The following is a 16,611-nucleotide window of genomic DNA, read 5'->3' as shown; positions in this document are numbered from 1 at the left end:
TCCTATTTCATGACTCTAAAGCTTCGCATAGCTTCCCTATATTCCTATCCGGCATTTAGGGGACACGTTTCATTGCTTCGGCCGTTTCCGCCGCGATCACCTTGCCGTCGAGCTCCACCGTCATTTCAACGGAAACCCCGCGGCCACCGAGACCCGCGATTTTAAACCGGTCAACACTACCATCCCTACGCAGAACCACAACTTCGTCGTTGCCGACGGCCTGGATCGATTTGATGACCGGGTTGTCTTCGTGCAGCTCGACGGCACTGAGGAAGCGTGCTTCTTTTCCGGTGCTGCGGGTGGCGATGATTTTACGATGGATATCGTCGCCACCAACCGGATAGTCGCCGCCGAGCGTGGCCTTGAAACGCGCCGCGCCCTTGAGATCGATCTTGAGCATGCCCGGCTTTTTACGGTCGGCGGGTTCGGCGGCGATGGATCTGGAATGGTGTTCGCCGAAGATCGAAACCGTGCCGCCGGCATAGTCGAGGTTTTTGCCGGAAGCTTCCGCCACGTTTTCGGCCTGCACTTCAAACGGAATTTCCTCCCCTGCTGCGTCCAGCAGTTTGGGACTGCCGAGAAAGATGGTTTTCGGCGCTTTGGCTTTTTCGATCCGCGTTTCGATTTCGAGCGTTTGCATTCCGCGGACATCGACATCGATTTCGGCGCTACCGAGAATCCACGGAGCGAGCTTGCCTTCGGCCAGCACGGTTCCATCGGCGCTGACTTTATAGTAGAGGTGCCGTGCCACATCGAGGCTCTCGGCATAGTTGCCCACCATCAGCCCGGCCTTTTTCGGCCAGAGCGAATAGTAGTCCACGTTCATGACCCCCGGTTCGGAGCAGGAATGGCGGCCGCCCATTTCGCCCTTCGCCCCGTCGAGAACGAATCCGGCCTTCACCGTTCCGGCGGTTTCATACCAGTTGCAGTCGGTGATGAACTGCGCACTGCCGTAGGGATCGGGATCGCACTGCGCGGTGTGCTTGACGAAGGTTTTCTTTTCGGCGGCGAGTTCGACGAGCCCCTTGCAGTTGAAGAGGTTGTCGAAGTCGTGCGTTTGCGTGCCCTTGAGATCGTCGGCCATCACCACATAATCGTCGGTGGTGATGATCAGGCGGCGCTGGAGGATGGGCTCCGACGGCGTTCCGGTGCTGCCCTGCGGGCGCGGGTTTTCGGGCGTCGGCAGCCAGCGCGCTTCATCCCAGGTTTTTTCTTCCGGCATTTTCAGCGCGTACGGCGTCTGCCCGCCGTAGGGCGGATCGATCCATTCGGTCTCGATCTCGGTGGCGGAGACCTGCATGAGGTCGCCGGAGTGGAAGAGGATGCGGCGGGTTTCGGCGGGTTTCTGCATGCGGTGGTCGACCACGGTCATGTTATGCGCGTCGGAGGTCTGCACCCACATCTTGAACATGAACGACCAATAGCCGAACCACGAGGCTTCGGTGTTGTAGTGCGAACGACCGAAGCGCGAGAGGGAAACGAGGCTCGTTTTATCGAAATGGCCGTGGTAGCCGCCGTGCGTTCCATACCGTTGCACCACCTGGTAGCGCTCGCGCGGCTCTTCGGCCTTCGAGCGCAGCACGGCAAAGCCGGCGTTGTCGTTTACATACGAAGCCGATCCCAGCCCGCCGTCCACATCGGGAAGCTCGACCGCACCGTAGAGCAGATCGCGCTTCTTCATTTTTTTAAGCAGCGGCACATAGGCGGGATCCGGCCAGAGATGGTAGGCCATCTCGAATCCGAACCCGGCTTCGCTGTGGCCGGTCGTCAGGTCGATGCCCCCCGAATCGTTGGAGGCAAACACGACGCCGCGCCAGTCGGCCATGGGCAGCACGGCATCCCAGATATCCTTCAGCTGGCGGTAGGTTCTTGTGCTCGGGCCCTGCCGTTCGAACGACATGCCCAGGAATTCGCCGGAGAGCGCCCATGGCGAAACCATGATGTGCTTGCCATACTTGGCCGGAATCTTCCAGTCCTTGAGGTTCAGTCCCCAGGGCTCCAGCGCAACCGCCACCGAGTTAAAGAGGTTTCCGGCCAGAATATTATAGTTGGCCGTACCTTCGAAATAGTGGCCGTCGTCGAGCACCCCCTGCCCGATCAGATCCAGCAGGCCGCCGGTGCCGTGGAGAAAGCGTTCCACCTCGGCGAAGTCCTGCAGGGCCAAGCCGTTCATCAGCGCACCGGCCACGAGACCGTCCTGGTGGTTGTTTCCATCGCCGGTCAGGATCTGGTAATCCACCCATCGGTTGTAGAGGCGCATGGCGCTTTCGATGTTGGCGTGATCCTGCTCCGTAAACGACGGATGGTTGTAGAGCAAATCGTAGGCGCGCGCCATATGCAGGAAAAACATGCCGCGGTGCACGAGTGCGCCGCTGTTGCGGATGGTCGTGGGATAGCCGGTTTCAGGATCGCTGAACGCCCGCAGGAATTGGACGACCTTTTGCGCCAGCTTCTCGTCGCCGCTGAGCTTCCACGCGATCGCGCAATCGGCCACATCCTTCCCATCCGTATTCTTGAAACTGTAATCGCCTTTGGTGCGGGCGGCGGGAACGCGCCATTTTTTGGCCTTATCGATATAGTCCTGCCGCGCGGCCTTTGCCCACTCCACCGTTGCGGCCTTTTGCTTTACCTTTTCCCAGCCGGCCTCGGTGTGCAGCAGGTACGGGTGCGGCAATTCCCGCACCGTGATGAGTGCCAGCTCTTCCTTCAGGTCGCCACGACCATCCGGGACGACGGTCACCTTGCGCAGCTCCCGGCCGCCCGGCGCAACGAGGTCATTCATCTGAACTGAAAGCGTGACCTTTTTAGTTTCCCACGGCTGGAGGATCAGCTCATTTTCCGACAGCGTAGCCGGGCAGGCTTCCCAGCCCGTATGCTCAAGAACGAGCGATACATTCCGAGCAGTGGAGCTCTCGTTTTCCAGCTGCAGTTCATAAACTGCCGTTTCACCCGCTTTCGCGGACTTCGATTTTATCGGCGTATCGAGAGCGACCATGCGACTTTTTTTCAGGCGAGGCTGACCGATCACCACCGGATAGGAAATTCCTGAAGTCGAAATTTTCAATCCCTGGATATGTTTCCAGTGGGCACCCTGGTGGCGAACATAGTCGAAGTCGCTAAGCGAAAAGACCACTTTCTGCCAGCCTTCGCCCTGCACGGTCACCTTCGCGGCAAGCGACTTCACATAATCTGGCCGACCAACCGCCAGCGGCAAAACCGAGCACTCCAGCTCCACCGGATCGGCGTGCGGCAACCAGACCCAGCATTCAAGGTAGCGGTAGTCGTACCAGTCTTCGACGCATACCTCGTCGAGCATGTCGGAAAAATCGACCGTTTCGCCGCTCAGAAAGGTTTTGGGCTCTGTATAGGTAAACGTCGCCGTTCCCGGGGGCAGTAATGCTGCAAATTCCCCGCAAGGCGTTTTAAGTGTGGATGCCCCAAGCCCCGTCCAGTTTTCCATCGTCCGGAAATCGCCGATCGGTTTTGCCTCCGCAAAACCCACCCACAAGAGCGGCACCATCAAAAGCATTCGGTTCATCATGCCCTACAGCGCCTCGACTTCGGTGAAGTAGGCGCCGCCGGCTTCGCCTGTTTCATTGTAGAGATAGGTCATGAGCTCGGTCTCGCCGGCCGGGAGCTCCAGCTCGATCACAATGCCCATGGAACCGGGCTCCACGCTCACGTCCTTTGACCGCCCGGCGATCTCGATCTTTGCCCGCACGGTTTGCTCGACCGGCTTGCCGGCGAGCTTGGGATATTGGCGCAGCGTGAAGCGGTAGCGTCCGGCCTTTTTCACTTTGACCATCCACGGCGCGGTGACGCGCGGCAGCTGGCCGATGAGCCGGAAGTTCCAGGGCGGATTGCCCTGCGGCATGTACCAATCCTGCGAGCAGAGCTCGACCGGGTTTTCGGTCGGGTTGCCGAGATCGAGGCGTACCGGAGTCATGCCTTGAACGACCGACTGCCAATAGGGTTCATAGTGCGCCCACAGCTGCTTCACCACCTCCGGGTGCTCGGCGGCGACATCGTTGCGCTGCTTCGGGTCGGCTTCCATGTCGTAGAGTTCGCGCCCGTGCAGCAAGCGCCAGCGCTCGGTCAGGATGTAGGAAAACTCGCGCTTGAGCCGGTCTTCCGGGAAGGCGGCACCGCCGTGGAACTGAAGCACCACGTGGTCGCGGTCCACGGTTTTGCTTTCGCCTTTAAGCAACGGGGCCAGCGAAAGGCCGTCCATTTCGCGATCCGCCGGAACCTTGATTCCGCACAGCTCGGCCAGCGTTGGAAAGAGATCGAACTGCACGGCGAGCGTATCGATTTCACGCCCGCCGTCGAGCCCGCCGGCCGGCCAGCGGATAAAGAACGGGACGCGGTGGCCGCCGTCGAAGATCGATGCCTTTCGGCCGCGCATCCCCGCATTGAAGCCTTCCACGGGCTCCGAATCGTTGTTCGCGAATTTCGCACCCACATAGGTTCCGTTGTCGGTCATGAAGATCAGGATGGTGTTCTCTTCCAGCTTCAGCGCCTTCAGCCGTTGGCGCAACAGCCCGAAGTTGTGGTCGATGTTGGCAATCATGCCGTAGTAGTCGGCCAGGATTTCGCGGTCGACCTTGTCCTTATAGGGCGCAGACCACTCCTCGCCCACGATGATGGGCGTGTGCGGGGCGTTGAGCGGGAGGTAGAGGAAAAAAGGCTTGTCCTTGTTTTCCTCGATGAAGCGGATGCCCTCGCGGAACCAGACGTCGGTGCAGTAGCCTTCGAACTTTTCGAGCGTGCCGTTGCGTTCGTAGGTGTCGTCGAAATAGTCATTGCCCCAATAGTCGGAAACCTGCCCGATACCGCCGCAGCGGTGCCAGACCACATCCTGGAAGCCATAGTCCTGCGGACGGTGCGGGGCGCTGTCGCCCAGATGCCACTTGCCGAACATGCCTGTGGCATAGCCGTTGTCCGCAAAAAGGTTGCCCAGCGTGCGCTCGTTGGTGTGCAGGATCGAGCGGCCGGCGCTGGTGCGGTAGGCCCCGTTGCGCCCGGGGTCGCGCCCGGTCATCAGCGCGCCGCGCGTCGGGGTGCAGAGCGGGCTGACGTGGAAATCGGTAAAGCGCACGGATTGTTCGTGGAAGGCATCGAGTTCCGGCGTCTTCAGGATCGGGTTGCCGTGGCACCCGAGATCGCCATAGCCCTGGTCGTCGGTTAAAACAAAAACCACATTGGGCCGGGCTTGTTCGGTAGGTATTGGTTTTCCACCGGCAAACGCGTTGCCTATTGCAACCAACAACAAACTGAATACGACTCTTTTCATTTTCTTTCCCATCCTGTTCGTGGCGCGGATATCCGATCCGCGTTGTCGCTCGCAAAGCATCCCTGCCGTCGGTCAACTCGCATCGGATATGCGAGCTACTATTTCGGGGGCTTAATCTGCACAATCCGGTTCCGCCGCCCGTTGTCCTCCACGGGGCCAACCGATTTGATATAGCAGTTTTCCACATTCGATGCGAGCACCAGCGTGGCGGTGGTGTGGTTCGTGATTTTGGAATCCTTCAGTCCGCGCTTCCCGCCGCACTGGAGCCGGTTGGCCGAGGCCGGCAGCGGACGGGTGGTGCCATCGTGGAAAATGAATTCGCAATCTTCGCCACAGATGATGCCGAGGCTGGAACGCTCGGTGACGATGGCCCCTTCCGGCGGATCGAGCACGGTCAGTTCAAAAAACGCGTCGGTCGGCTGCGCACCGCGGGTGAGGTTGAAGACCGGGTTGTAGGCGACATCGGACTTGCAGTTTTTCATCACCACCTTTCCGTTGTCGCCCACGCTCAGGTCATAGGCAAAATCGCCACACTCGAGCACCGTGACATTTTCGAGCACGATGTCCCCCTCCGGGCAGAGCAGCTGGAAGCAACCGCGCAGGCGCTCGACGGTGGTGTCGGTCACGGTAATGTTCCGGACATTGTTGTATGCCCGGATGCCGTCCTCCGTGAGCGGGATCATCCAATCGCGCGGAATGGGCTGCTGCTTGCGGTACATCATCTCGAAGTTATAATCGACGGCGCGCCCCACCTTTTCCTTGAAAATATCGTTCGTCGGCCGCAAGGCTCCGGTGAAATAGCAATCCTTCACCGTGACCCCGTCCACGTTATGGAAATGGAGACAGTGCCCGAACGATTGCTGATAGACCTTGCAACCGATCAGCGTCGTGTCGTTCGCATTCAGGATGCTCATGAAGGAGTGCTTGTTCAGGCGGCCGTGAGAACCGCTACCCTTCCCGTAGAAATCGGTGTAGCCGTAGGGGATGGAGCCCTTGATCACAAACGTGCAGTCATAGAACGTATTGCCGTCGCCACAGATTTCAAACTCGCATTCGGTCACGAAAAAATCGGGATAGGGCTTGTCGAGCACGTTGCGGAAATAGCCGCCGATGAAGGTATTGTTCGCCCCGTTGATATGCCAGGAGTCCGCCACATGGACCTTGCGGGAAAGCGTGCTTTGCAAGGAGACCGGTGTTTCGATCACGACGCCGCGCAGATCGAAATAGTTGTTCGATCCGGTGACGGCGAAGATATGATCCTGCTGAACGGTTTGGCGCTCCCCCTTCTCATCGTCGTGCAGCGCCGTGAATTCCATCGGCGGGTCGGTCTTTTCCGCGCGGTAGACGCCCGGCTTCAAGCGGATCTTTTTGCCGCTCAGCTTGATGGCCTGCCGGAACTGATCCAGCGAATCAATGACGACATAGCCGGGGCGAACCTCGAAATCATCGGTGACCGGATCGGGTTCCGGCGGTTCGTGGGCGACCACCTCCATAAGGGGATTTTCAGCGAATTGGAAACCAAACCCCGGTTGCTCCTCCGGCTTCAGGACGACAACCGGTTCGGCCTTCACCGTCGGCTTGAGCTCGGGCAGTTTTTCCTTAACAGCCGGTTCGGGTTTGGGTCTAACCGGTTGAAGGTCCTCGTCTTGACTCTTCTCCTTACACCCTGCCAGCAATACGCCAACCGTCAAAACACTTAAAACAATGCCCTTGTACATTATCGCTCCACCTCTACCTGAATAAATCCCGTGGCATGATCCGTCAGCACCGTGCTCGTACATTCCGGCTCAATGCCGAGGATTCCGCTGTCGCTCAACACCCATGCCGTTTCCATAAGATTCGTTTTAAACCACACATCATAGGTTTTTCCTGTGACGGCCGACCAGTCAAAGAACAATTGATTGCCTACGGATTCGGCATCGGTGATGCGGAATACCGATGCGGCGTTGGTCGGATCGGTTCCTGCCCAATATTCCCTGCCGTTCAGCAAACCATCGCTGTCGGCATCCTGCGCATCGGCCGCGGCATAGTCTCCGCCGGTCACCAGCGCGTGGGCATCCAGCCAGCTGTGCGGTGTGCCCGCATCAGTATAGGCATAGGAACCGTACAGCTGAGTAACTTCGTGCTCCATGAGCTCAACATCGTAAAGCCGCACGTCGTCGATCATGCCTTTATAGTTGGCTGCCCCCCCGATCTGGCTGCCGATAGACGCGGCCGTGATACCCCGCATCTCTTTCTGCAGGAACGCTGCATGGTGCCACATTTCGCCGTTGCGGTAGATGCGCATGTTCCCCGTTTTCGAATTCTTGGTGAAAACCCAGTGCGCCCATGATCCCTCGTAATCGGCGCTAGCCGCATTCGTGGAGATCCGGTCATAGCCCCCGTCGTTTCCGGCATCCCAATAGACCGTTGAATCACTGTAGGGAAGATGAATGTTCAGCACCCGGGTACTGCCGTCTACCGCATAGAACAGGGAGTCCGCCGTTGGCTGGGCGGCATCGCCGAAAGCCCAGCAGGCGATGGTGATTTCTTCCTGAACCGAATCAAACGCATTCGACGGAATGGAAACGGTCGAAGCTCCTGCTCCGAAATCGAGCGCGCCGCCCTTCTTCCCGCTCACCCACGCGGCATTCGCCATGGTGCCGTGGTGTCCGTAGCCCGAGGAGTCGGATGCAACCGTTCCGGCGGTCTCGTCAAATTTCCAATGACCCACCAGCCCCTTGGCCGCTTTCCTGCCGGGAAACTCGACGTAGAAACGGAAGCGATCCAGTCCGGGCAGTGCCCCGGCGGTTCCTTTGAAGACCAGATAGAGATCACGCTTGCCGCGCGGCTCATTCAGCGTGATGGTTTCGGCGACCCATGCTCCTGAACCGGCAGCCACCGGGCAGGTTCCGATGAGTGTTCCTGCCGCCCCATCGAGCCGCAGTTCAATACTTCCGGCAGCGGCACCGCCCATCACAAACGCCTCAAACCGGTTGGGGCCCGAACCCATGAAAAAGTCCTCGAAGCAGATCCAGTCGCCGTCATTTGCGGCGCCCATATGGCGGATGCCATCCCCCCGGGTCTGAATCGACGCGCCGCTCTGCGTTGAAAATTCTTCCGCCTGGATGGTCTGAACCACCCCGTAACCGCCCGCGGTGGTTACCGGAATCTGAGCGAGGCTGTTCCCGGTGCCGTAATCCACGACACTTCCATCCGTCCGGCCGCTGGTTCCCGTGCTCTTCGTATTCATTTCCACCGGATACTGCGTGTGGTTGTATAACTCGACGTCGGTGGTGGAAAAATCGTTGTAAGTCGGATTCACGACATACTCGCGAATGCCCGTACGGATGCCCGCAATCATGATGCGCAGGTTGGGATCGACATAGGCATCCCTGCTCCGGAAGGTCAGGTCGTGGCGGGAACCGCCGGTATAGGCGAGAATCGTATTTCCATATCGGCCCGTATTATCCAGGACGGTCAGATCCACCACGCTGTCCCGGTCGGTCTGGTAGGCATTCCCCAGCAGCTTTCCATAAACGGCATTGCCGGCGCATTCAACAATTTCCCCTTCGGTTCCCACCCAGTAGCCCCCTTCCACTCCAAGGACCACGCAGTTTTCGACATACTTGGTATTGTTGCAGAATCCGATCGTCACCCCGGAACGCATCTGATTCACGGTGCAGTCGATGACCTGGATATTGGCTGTATTCACCGTGTTGGTTCCTTCCAGGCCCACCCCGGTGTTGTAACAACGGATGCCATCCTCCTGGCAGCTGAACATCCAGCCGGGCTGGAGCGTATATCCATTCTCCCCGTTTTCGTCCTCGCCCCAGTTGGTCCGGAAATCCACATTGTCGGCCGACGACCCGGAACCGGCCTCCGCCAGCACATCATCCGACGACCGGACCTCGCCCTCCACATAGCAACCCTCAATCACGGCATTGATGGAACCCTGGCAGAAAATGCCGTGACCATACGCCCGATGGAAGACCTTGCAGTTCAACAGATGGTTATCCTCGCCCCGGACCAGAATGGCGGAGTGCTTGAAGTGCTTGATCACATAGCCGCTGCCCTTGCCGAAAATATCGCCATAGCCATAGGGCTGTGAGCCGCGCACCGTCACGTTGAACCCCTCGACCCGGTTGCCGACACCATCCAGCAGCACACCCAGCGCGGTTTTTGAAGGCCGCGTGTTCCCGATATCCGTCAAGGTCAGGTTTTTCAGCACCTGACCTTCTCCGAAAACAGCAATTTCTTTGACATCGATGCCGCCGAACGACTGAAACACATCCGTTTCGATTTCAAAGGTTACCCCCGTAAAATCATACACGTTGCTCGAACCGATGAATTCAAACAGGTGGGAATCAGGAAACAGTCCGGAGGTCACGTCGGCAGGAGTTATGCGGTAGGTACCCGGCGCCATGGTTACATCATGATCCGTTGCGTTCAGATACAGCTTCAAGCCGGCCAGGCTATTTACCGTTACGGCGGTGCGTCCCGGGGCGGTGCCTGCTGCCGTTACGGTCAACCGCTTGTTCAGCGCATCCACATTAAAGCTCCAGACGTTGGTATCCACCGAAGGGGCAAACGCGAGGCCGTTATTGGTTACAACGCCATCCCATTCCATCACGGTAAAGGTGCCCGGATTGGTTGCAGCCAGATACCCGACATCAAGCAGGGAGCCGGCCTCAAACGTCACGTTGCCATCCCAGGAAACCCCGGTTGTTCCATCGATTTCATCAACAAAAATTTTGCTGACCCCGGTGGGTGTCGTATCAATGCCGACGCACAGCACTCCGCCGGCGGCTTGCATCCATCGGCCATCCAGCAGCCCGTGGCTGCCGATGCCAATGGTTGCCGCCGCACTGCCGGTCACCTTGAAGGTGCTGCCGTTTCCGATAATGACGCCCGTTCGGGTATTCAGGGAACCCCCTGCAATTTCAATCATTCCGGTTCCCCCGGCCCCCACATGAAGACTGTAGTCATTATAGCCGCGAGCAATGGCCATGGTGCCGCCGGCAAGGGTTAGATCGCCGGTGCCGCTGCCTAGCCCCAGTTGAATGGCGTTGATGTTGGCTGTCCCGCCGGTCATTAACCACGAACCGGTTTTCCCGGAGCCGTTTCCGACCCGGCTCACCGCGCCGGGATTTGAGGTAGCCGTGAGCGTACCGCCCGTCTGTTCAAACGCTCCATCCGATCCGTTGTAACCGATTCGAAGCACATCTATGTTTGCAGGGGAACCGCTGCCCAGCACCGCTTTATTGATTCCCGCCAGATCCACCACGGCCGTTTCGGAAGCAAGAAAGGCATCGCCAACCCAGTTTAACGGATTGGCGAAATCGTTGTCCCCTTCGCTGTTATCCCAGACAAAATCCACCGCCGGCGCAGAAACCGCCAAGAGCAGCAGCACGGAAAAAAAACAAATCTTACTGATCGCTATATGTGTCATCCGACGGATCCTCATTTTTTTGGATCCCTAGATATACACGCTATCGGATAAAATTAAGCCCATATGAAGGTTACCTTGTTAATCCAGGAGGCAGGACGCAAAAACCAGGCGCATGGGCGCACCTGCGGTCCGGCCAGCAGGCACCCCTCCCGTTTGCGTTGCGCGAACTATTTCTTGCGCGCTTCCGCTGCGATCCGGTCGCACTCGGCCCGATACTCCGGCGTCTTCGGCGAACAACTCAGGATGTAGGGATCCTCCGGATGGTTCGCCGGCCATTTGTCGCGCTTGCCGGACGGCTGGTTGATGTGCGAGAGCGACCCGAGGTAGCGGGAAACGGTCAGCCACTGGAGCATGTCGGCTTTGAGTTCGAGGATTTCCCGCGCGTAATCCGGATGCTGCGCGAGGTTATGTTCCTCCCACGGATCCTTCTCCATGTTGAAATATTCCTCTTCCGGCTGGCCTGCATAATAGATCAGCTTGCGGTCGTCGGTGCGCACCATCGTCAGATAGTTGTCCTCGCAGAACACCATGTCCGGCACCTCGCTGCGGTCGTTTTCGGTGATGCGTTTCCAATTGCTGGAACCATCGAGCCGCTGCGGCACCTCCAGGCCAAGCGCCGTCAGAACCGTCGGCCCCACATCCATCTGCGTAAACAGACCGTCGTCCACTTCGCCGGCGCGCGCCGCGCCCGGCAGGCGAACCACCATCGGTACCTGCACCGACTGCTCCGTCATCAGCCATTTATAAATCAGCTCGTGATCGCCGAGGTTGTCGCCGTGGTCGGAGGTGAAGATAATCAGGGTGTTGTCCATCAGCCCCTTTGCTTCGAGCATGTCGAGAATCTTGCCGACCTGGTAGTCGATGCCGGTGATCTTGGCATAATAGTGTTTCCGCATCCGGCGGAACGCAGCGTCATCCATGCCCGTCAGGTCGACGGCCCAGACGCCAAAATGCGGCCCCGAATCAAACATCAGCGGATTGCGGCATGCCTCCATAAACCGCGCATACTGCGGCGGACGGGCGGCCAGGCCGCCCACATCGAAACGCGGCAGCGGCACCTCCTTATCGGCATACATGTCCAGAAAACGCTGCGGCGGATCATACGGATCGTGCGGCCCCTGGAAACCGATGTGCAGGAAGAACGGCTGTTCCTTTTCATAGTCCTTAATCCAGCGCGTCGCCATGCGGCCGACAAACTGGTCCACATGGTATTTTTCCTCGAGCGGAAACGCGTTGGACGCATGCTTGTTCATCCAGTCGCCGCCCTGCGTCAGAATCTTGCACGGACTCGGCTGGCCTTCCGCCTTCAGATAGTTCGCATAGTCGTCGTACGATTTCGTCAGGTCCGGAAAGTTTTCCGTATAGAGGCGTTCGTTGTAGCCCATCATGGCGGTGGCCGGATAATGGTGCACCTTGCCCATCGCCGCCGTGTAGTAGCCCGCATCGCGGATCTCCTCCACCCAGCTGCGGTTGTGCGCCCACTCCTGGAACCCATAGCAACCCGTGTTATGCGCAAACTGCCCGGTATAGAACGCCGCGCGGGACGACACGCAGGTGGACCCGCAAACGTAGCTCCGCTTAAAGCTGATCCCCTCGCGCACCAGCCGATCCATGTTGGGCGTAACCATGTGCTCATGGCCCCACGCGCCCACCGCATCCGAGCGCTGCTGATCGGTCGTGATCACCACCACGTTCATCGGCTGCTGTTGAGAACTTTCCGCAAAACCAACCGATGCCGACAACGCGACTACCGCCCCTAAAACCCTATTTTTCATCATTCCGCCTCCAGGTAAAAACAGCCGTCCCGATCAAACGGCCAGGTCGTGCACCCGCGATCCGTGATCGTCTTCCAGCGCATGCCAAAGCTGGCGGCTATAAAAACCCCTGCCCCCGGAATTGAACAGCCCTGTTTTGTTTTACCTGTACAACCGCAGCCCTCGGCGAAACCTACGACGGCCTCTGCAAACTTGCCACCCCCGCCGAAGTCGCCGAACAGGACTATTCCCTCAACCCCGGCCGCTACGTCGGCGTCGTCATCGAAGAAGACGGCAAAACCGAGGAGGAGTTTTTGGAGGAGTTGATTGGGATGAATGAGGAATTCGCCAACCTGAACAAGCAAGCCTCAGATCTGGAAAAAACAATCTCAGCAAACATCAGCGCCCTGGTGAATGAGCAATGAAGAGCTGGAAGCAAATTCCAGCTGATCCCTATCCGTGTATTCTGTACTAGGTGTTCCGTGGTTAAAAAAATCCGCCCTACCCTTCGCGCAGGAGGTGGGCGAGCATGCCGCCCGGCTGCACATACGAGATCCATCGCTGGTCGGCGTGTTCCAACACAAAGCGGTTGCGCGCCTCGGCCGCCGCCAGATTGCCCGCCGTATCGCGCATTTCGAGGATCAGCATCCGATTTTGTTCCTGGGCTTCCCGCACGCCCGGTGCAAATGCGGCCCGTTCCAGCCCCCACGCCGGGCACCAGATCACGGGGCGTTTGTGCTCCAGCAGCTTTTCAAGGATTTCCTTTTCCATCGGCGAATGGAAGCCGCCCAGGTAGACCGCCGCTTTCGGGATGCTTTTGGGGCGCGGCGCATTGCGGCTGCAGAGCACGCCCATCTTTTCGGCATTCCACAGCGCCGGGTTGCCCATGCCGCGCAGGCCACTGCCCAGCTCCTGCACGCACCGCCAGGGATTCATCCGGATATATTCTGCAATCTTCGCCTCCGCTTCCGCCGAGCGCACAATCATTTCATAATAATTGCGGTGCCAGATGCGCATTTCCCGGGGAAGGGCGGGAGCGATCCCGCCCGTACGGGCAAGGCCTGCCTTGCCCGCTTTGCCTGCCTCGTCCCTGCGCCATTCCCGAGAAACGCCAGCCTTGAATCCGCCAATGATATTCCCCAAATCGAGGGAGCCCCCTTTACGGATGCGGATGAGCGCATGGAAATGATCGGGCATGATGATGCTTTCGCCCCATTCCATCTGAGGATTTTTTTCGGCGGTAATGGCCATGCGCTCAGCAATGAGCGCTTTCATAGGTGCGAAGGGCTTGCCTTGCATGGCGGCGATGGCATCCCGATGCGCGCAGAGGGTGATGAAATAAAGCCCGCCGCCCGCATAATCATGCCCCTTCAGCCGGATCGATCGTCGATGATGCTTTTCCGGATCGTATGCGCCCTTTTCCATGGAAGAGGCTTAGCATGAAAACCGCGGAACGGGCAAAAGGGTTTGAAATTATTTTTTGCGCCGCCCGACCCTTTTGTGTTTAATGCGCTTCAACATGCCACCGAACATCATCGGCGAAGACGATATCGAGCAGGCGCTACTTCAGCGCCTGCAGCATCTGCATGGTTTCGACACGCTCAACTGCTACACGGCCAGATCCTCGAGCTCATCCAGCCAGGCCTCGGCAAATGCGCCATAGGTTTTGAGCGCCTTGAGTGCATACTGCTGCGTTTGCGGATGCGGATCGATTACGAACGGATGATGGTATTACCCGGAAGGATTCTGAGTGGTCGAAACCGTATTGCCTGAACCGTGGTCGGTCACCGCACTGGTGCTGGTGATGGTGCTTGAGCGGACGGTGGATCCGATTTCCACCGGCATGCCGGTTTCGTTGTTCAGGGTGATGCCGGACGCCGGCTTCGTCCCCAGCGGCGAAAACGGATTACAGGCCGCGGGCCGGGTGGTCCCCATGCAAATGGGCAGCATCGCCCCGCGGGCCATGTTTCGCCAGCGTTTCAACGTCACGGAATGGTCTTCGCCCGCAATCGTCGCCAGGGCATGAACCGTTGTTTTATTGGTGGCCGGCATCAACGCCAGATCCACCGTAGAAGCTTCGCCGGCATTGAGGTAGAGCAACGGCCCGTTCACCGCATCGCCCCGGCTGTTTTCGATGGTCACGCCTTCAATATTATACCCCGCCTCGCAACCGGTGGCCTCGCAGTCCTTGATGAGAATATCGCCATCGACCTTCGTCATAGCAAAACCGATGCGGCAGTTTTTTGCCCGGCAATTGATCAGCGAAATCGCCCCGGTGGAGCGCCGTTCCGGACCGCCGGATCCATAGTTGCGGAAGCCGCATTCGCTGAGGGATTTCGTGTAGCCCGGCGAGATGATTTTTTCGCCGTCATAATTTTTGTAAACCGCCGCAAAATTGGCGTCAAAGGCCGGGCCCGAGGTTTCCGCCAGCATTTCATCGGTGGTACGGGTTACGGCCTCGGCATAGCAGTTTTCGAAACGGACCTTCCGTCCGCCCTGCACAAAAAAGAGGTGACCAAAAGATCGGGAATAAATGGAGCAGTCGCGGATCACAATATCCTCCCCCGTCACCAGCAGGCCGCTGTGCTTCTGCAGGCGGGCCAGGCTGCCGCCGCCCTTGCCCAGCAGATCGCCATAGCCATAGGGCGCAGAGCCGCTCATGTTCAGCGTCACCTCCATAATGGCATTTCGTTGGCCATCCACCACAAACGACTGTCCGCCCTTGGCCGTCGGGGCATTCCCGACATCGGTAACCGTCAGGCCCGTGATCCGGTTGTTGCTGCCGGTCACAAAAAACTCCATGACGGTCGTTCGGAAATCGTTCAGCAGCTCGGTGTTCACCTCGATGGTTACCCCGGTGAGATCAAAGGTGTTATTGCTTCCGCTGAACGTAATCATGGCCGCCCCCATCACCTCGTGCGGAACGGTATTGCTGATCACTTGCGGCGTCAGATAGTCCTCCATCCGATAGACGCCCGGCTTCATCTTGATGGCATTCCCGCTCTGGCCCGCATAATGAGCCAGCTGCGCCACCGACGTGATGCCTTTTACCTTTGCCGCATAAGCATCGGCAACCGCGATGCCCAAACCGATCGCTAAAACAAATCCTGCTTTATTCATCATTCAGACCCCGCTGATATTCCGGTCAGCTTCGAAAGAATGAATTGGGCCGCCGCCGCATTAATCTCCTCCATGGAGGGCGAAATATTTTTTCCGCCAAAACTATGCCCGGCGTTTTTAACCGACAGCAACTGCACATCCGCCCCTTTTTCCTGGGCGACGTCCATCATGTAGCGTGAGTTTTTGATGGATAGCGTTGTATCCTTTTCACCATGCAGCAGCAGGATTGGCGGGGAATCCTTGGTGAGATATTCGGTCGGGCTGAGCAGGCGGGCCAGTTGCGGTTTTTCCGAAAACAATCCATCCAAAACATGGCGCAGCACTTCCGGATCCTCGAACTTCGATCCCGACAGCACCTCCGGATTCACCAGCGAGGTGAGCGGGAAATAGGAGGCCACACACTTGAACGAGGGTTGGTATTCCGCCAGCGCCGCATCCCCTGGAAAATCTTCATTCCGCCCCAGCGCCGTCATTAAACTGAGATGCCCGCCGGCCGACCCGCCCCACACGCCGTAGCGCTCCGGATCGAGATTATAGGTGGAAGCATTCTTGAGCAGGAAACGCGCCGCATCCTTGCAGTCCACCACCGAATCAAACGCGGTGACATGGTTCTTGGTTAACCGATATTCAATGGTGAAACAGGCAATGCCATTCTCCGTCAACTGCTGCAAGGTCCCGGAGAACGCCGACCGGAGCACATTGAATTTATTTCCTCCGCGCCAGCCGCCGCCATGCACAAAAAGCATCCAGGGCACCTGTTCCCCCGCCTTGGGGTTCCGCGGTTTGAAATAGACCATATCCAGTTTTTGGCCACCGGCCATTTTGTATACGATGCCCTTTTCATACTCGAAGGCATCGAGCACGTCCTGCTCGGCCGCCTTCTGCCCGTATCCGGAGGAAACGCCGCCCAACAACAGAACCGCGAAGATACACCTGAACAACCTGCCCACCATAATCAACATCCTCACCTCTCCTAACCCGTTAAACCAAAAACCTACTGCGACCTAGAAATA

The 16,611-nt window shown here is 58.3% G+C and carries 9 protein-coding genes; all 9 read right to left on the bottom strand.

Annotated elements, in window-relative coordinates; genetic code table 11:
* Nucleotides 1-55: 55 nt before the first annotated feature.
* The 9 genes from E9954_RS01640 to E9954_RS01600 all read right to left on the bottom strand — a co-directional run bounded on the left by E9954_RS01640 (nt 56) and on the right by E9954_RS01600 (nt 16,560).
* Nucleotides 56-3,541, bottom strand: coding sequence for an alginate lyase family protein (locus E9954_RS01640; RefSeq protein WP_136077508.1), 3,486 nt, complete (start codon nt 3,539-3,541; stop codon nt 56-58).
* Nucleotides 3,542-3,544: 3 nt separating this feature from the next.
* Nucleotides 3,545-5,293 carry an arylsulfatase gene (locus E9954_RS01635; RefSeq protein ID WP_222847013.1) on the bottom strand — a complete coding sequence of 583 codons (1,749 nt, stop codon included), beginning with the start codon at nt 5,291-5,293 and terminating at the stop codon, nt 3,545-3,547.
* Between the two features lie 98 nt (nt 5,294-5,391).
* A complete protein-coding gene (locus E9954_RS01630; RefSeq protein WP_136077506.1) occupies nt 5,392-7,011 on the bottom strand; it encodes a hypothetical protein in 1,620 nt (539 codons plus the stop codon).
* A complete protein-coding gene (locus E9954_RS01625; protein ID WP_168441888.1) occupies nt 7,011-10,724 on the bottom strand; it encodes a carbohydrate-binding protein in 3,714 nt (1,237 codons plus the stop codon). The genes E9954_RS01630 and E9954_RS01625 overlap by 1 nt, the downstream gene beginning before the upstream one ends.
* 167 nt (nt 10,725-10,891) lie before the next feature.
* A complete protein-coding gene (locus E9954_RS01620; RefSeq protein WP_136077504.1) occupies nt 10,892-12,502 on the bottom strand; it encodes a sulfatase family protein in 1,611 nt (536 codons plus the stop codon).
* On the bottom strand, nt 12,499-12,843 hold the full coding sequence (locus E9954_RS33785) for a hypothetical protein (protein ID WP_168441887.1): 345 nt from the start codon (nt 12,841-12,843) through the stop codon (nt 12,499-12,501). The genes E9954_RS01620 and E9954_RS33785 overlap by 4 nt, the downstream gene beginning before the upstream one ends.
* Before the next feature lie 136 nt (nt 12,844-12,979).
* Nucleotides 12,980-13,903: a transposase gene (locus E9954_RS01610; RefSeq protein WP_136077503.1), complete on the bottom strand. Its 924-nt coding sequence runs from the start codon at nt 13,901-13,903 to the stop codon at nt 12,980-12,982.
* Nucleotides 13,904-14,209: 306 nt separating this feature from the next.
* The gene (locus tag E9954_RS01605) at nt 14,210-15,601 is read right to left on the bottom strand and encodes a hypothetical protein (RefSeq protein WP_136077502.1); all 1,392 of its coding nucleotides are present in this window, start codon (nt 15,599-15,601) and stop codon (nt 14,210-14,212) included.
* Nucleotides 15,598-16,560: a prolyl oligopeptidase family serine peptidase gene (locus tag E9954_RS01600; protein ID WP_136077501.1), complete on the bottom strand. Its 963-nt coding sequence runs from the start codon at nt 16,558-16,560 to the stop codon at nt 15,598-15,600. The genes E9954_RS01605 and E9954_RS01600 overlap by 4 nt, the downstream gene beginning before the upstream one ends.
* Between the last annotated feature and the right edge of the window lie 51 nt (nt 16,561-16,611).

The organism is Pontiella desulfatans (assembly GCF_900890425.1).
Lineage (GTDB): Bacteria > Verrucomicrobiota > Kiritimatiellia > Kiritimatiellales > Pontiellaceae > Pontiella > Pontiella desulfatans.
The sequence above is the reverse complement of the archived record's forward strand: the minus strand, read 5'-3'. Positions and strand labels throughout refer to the sequence as shown.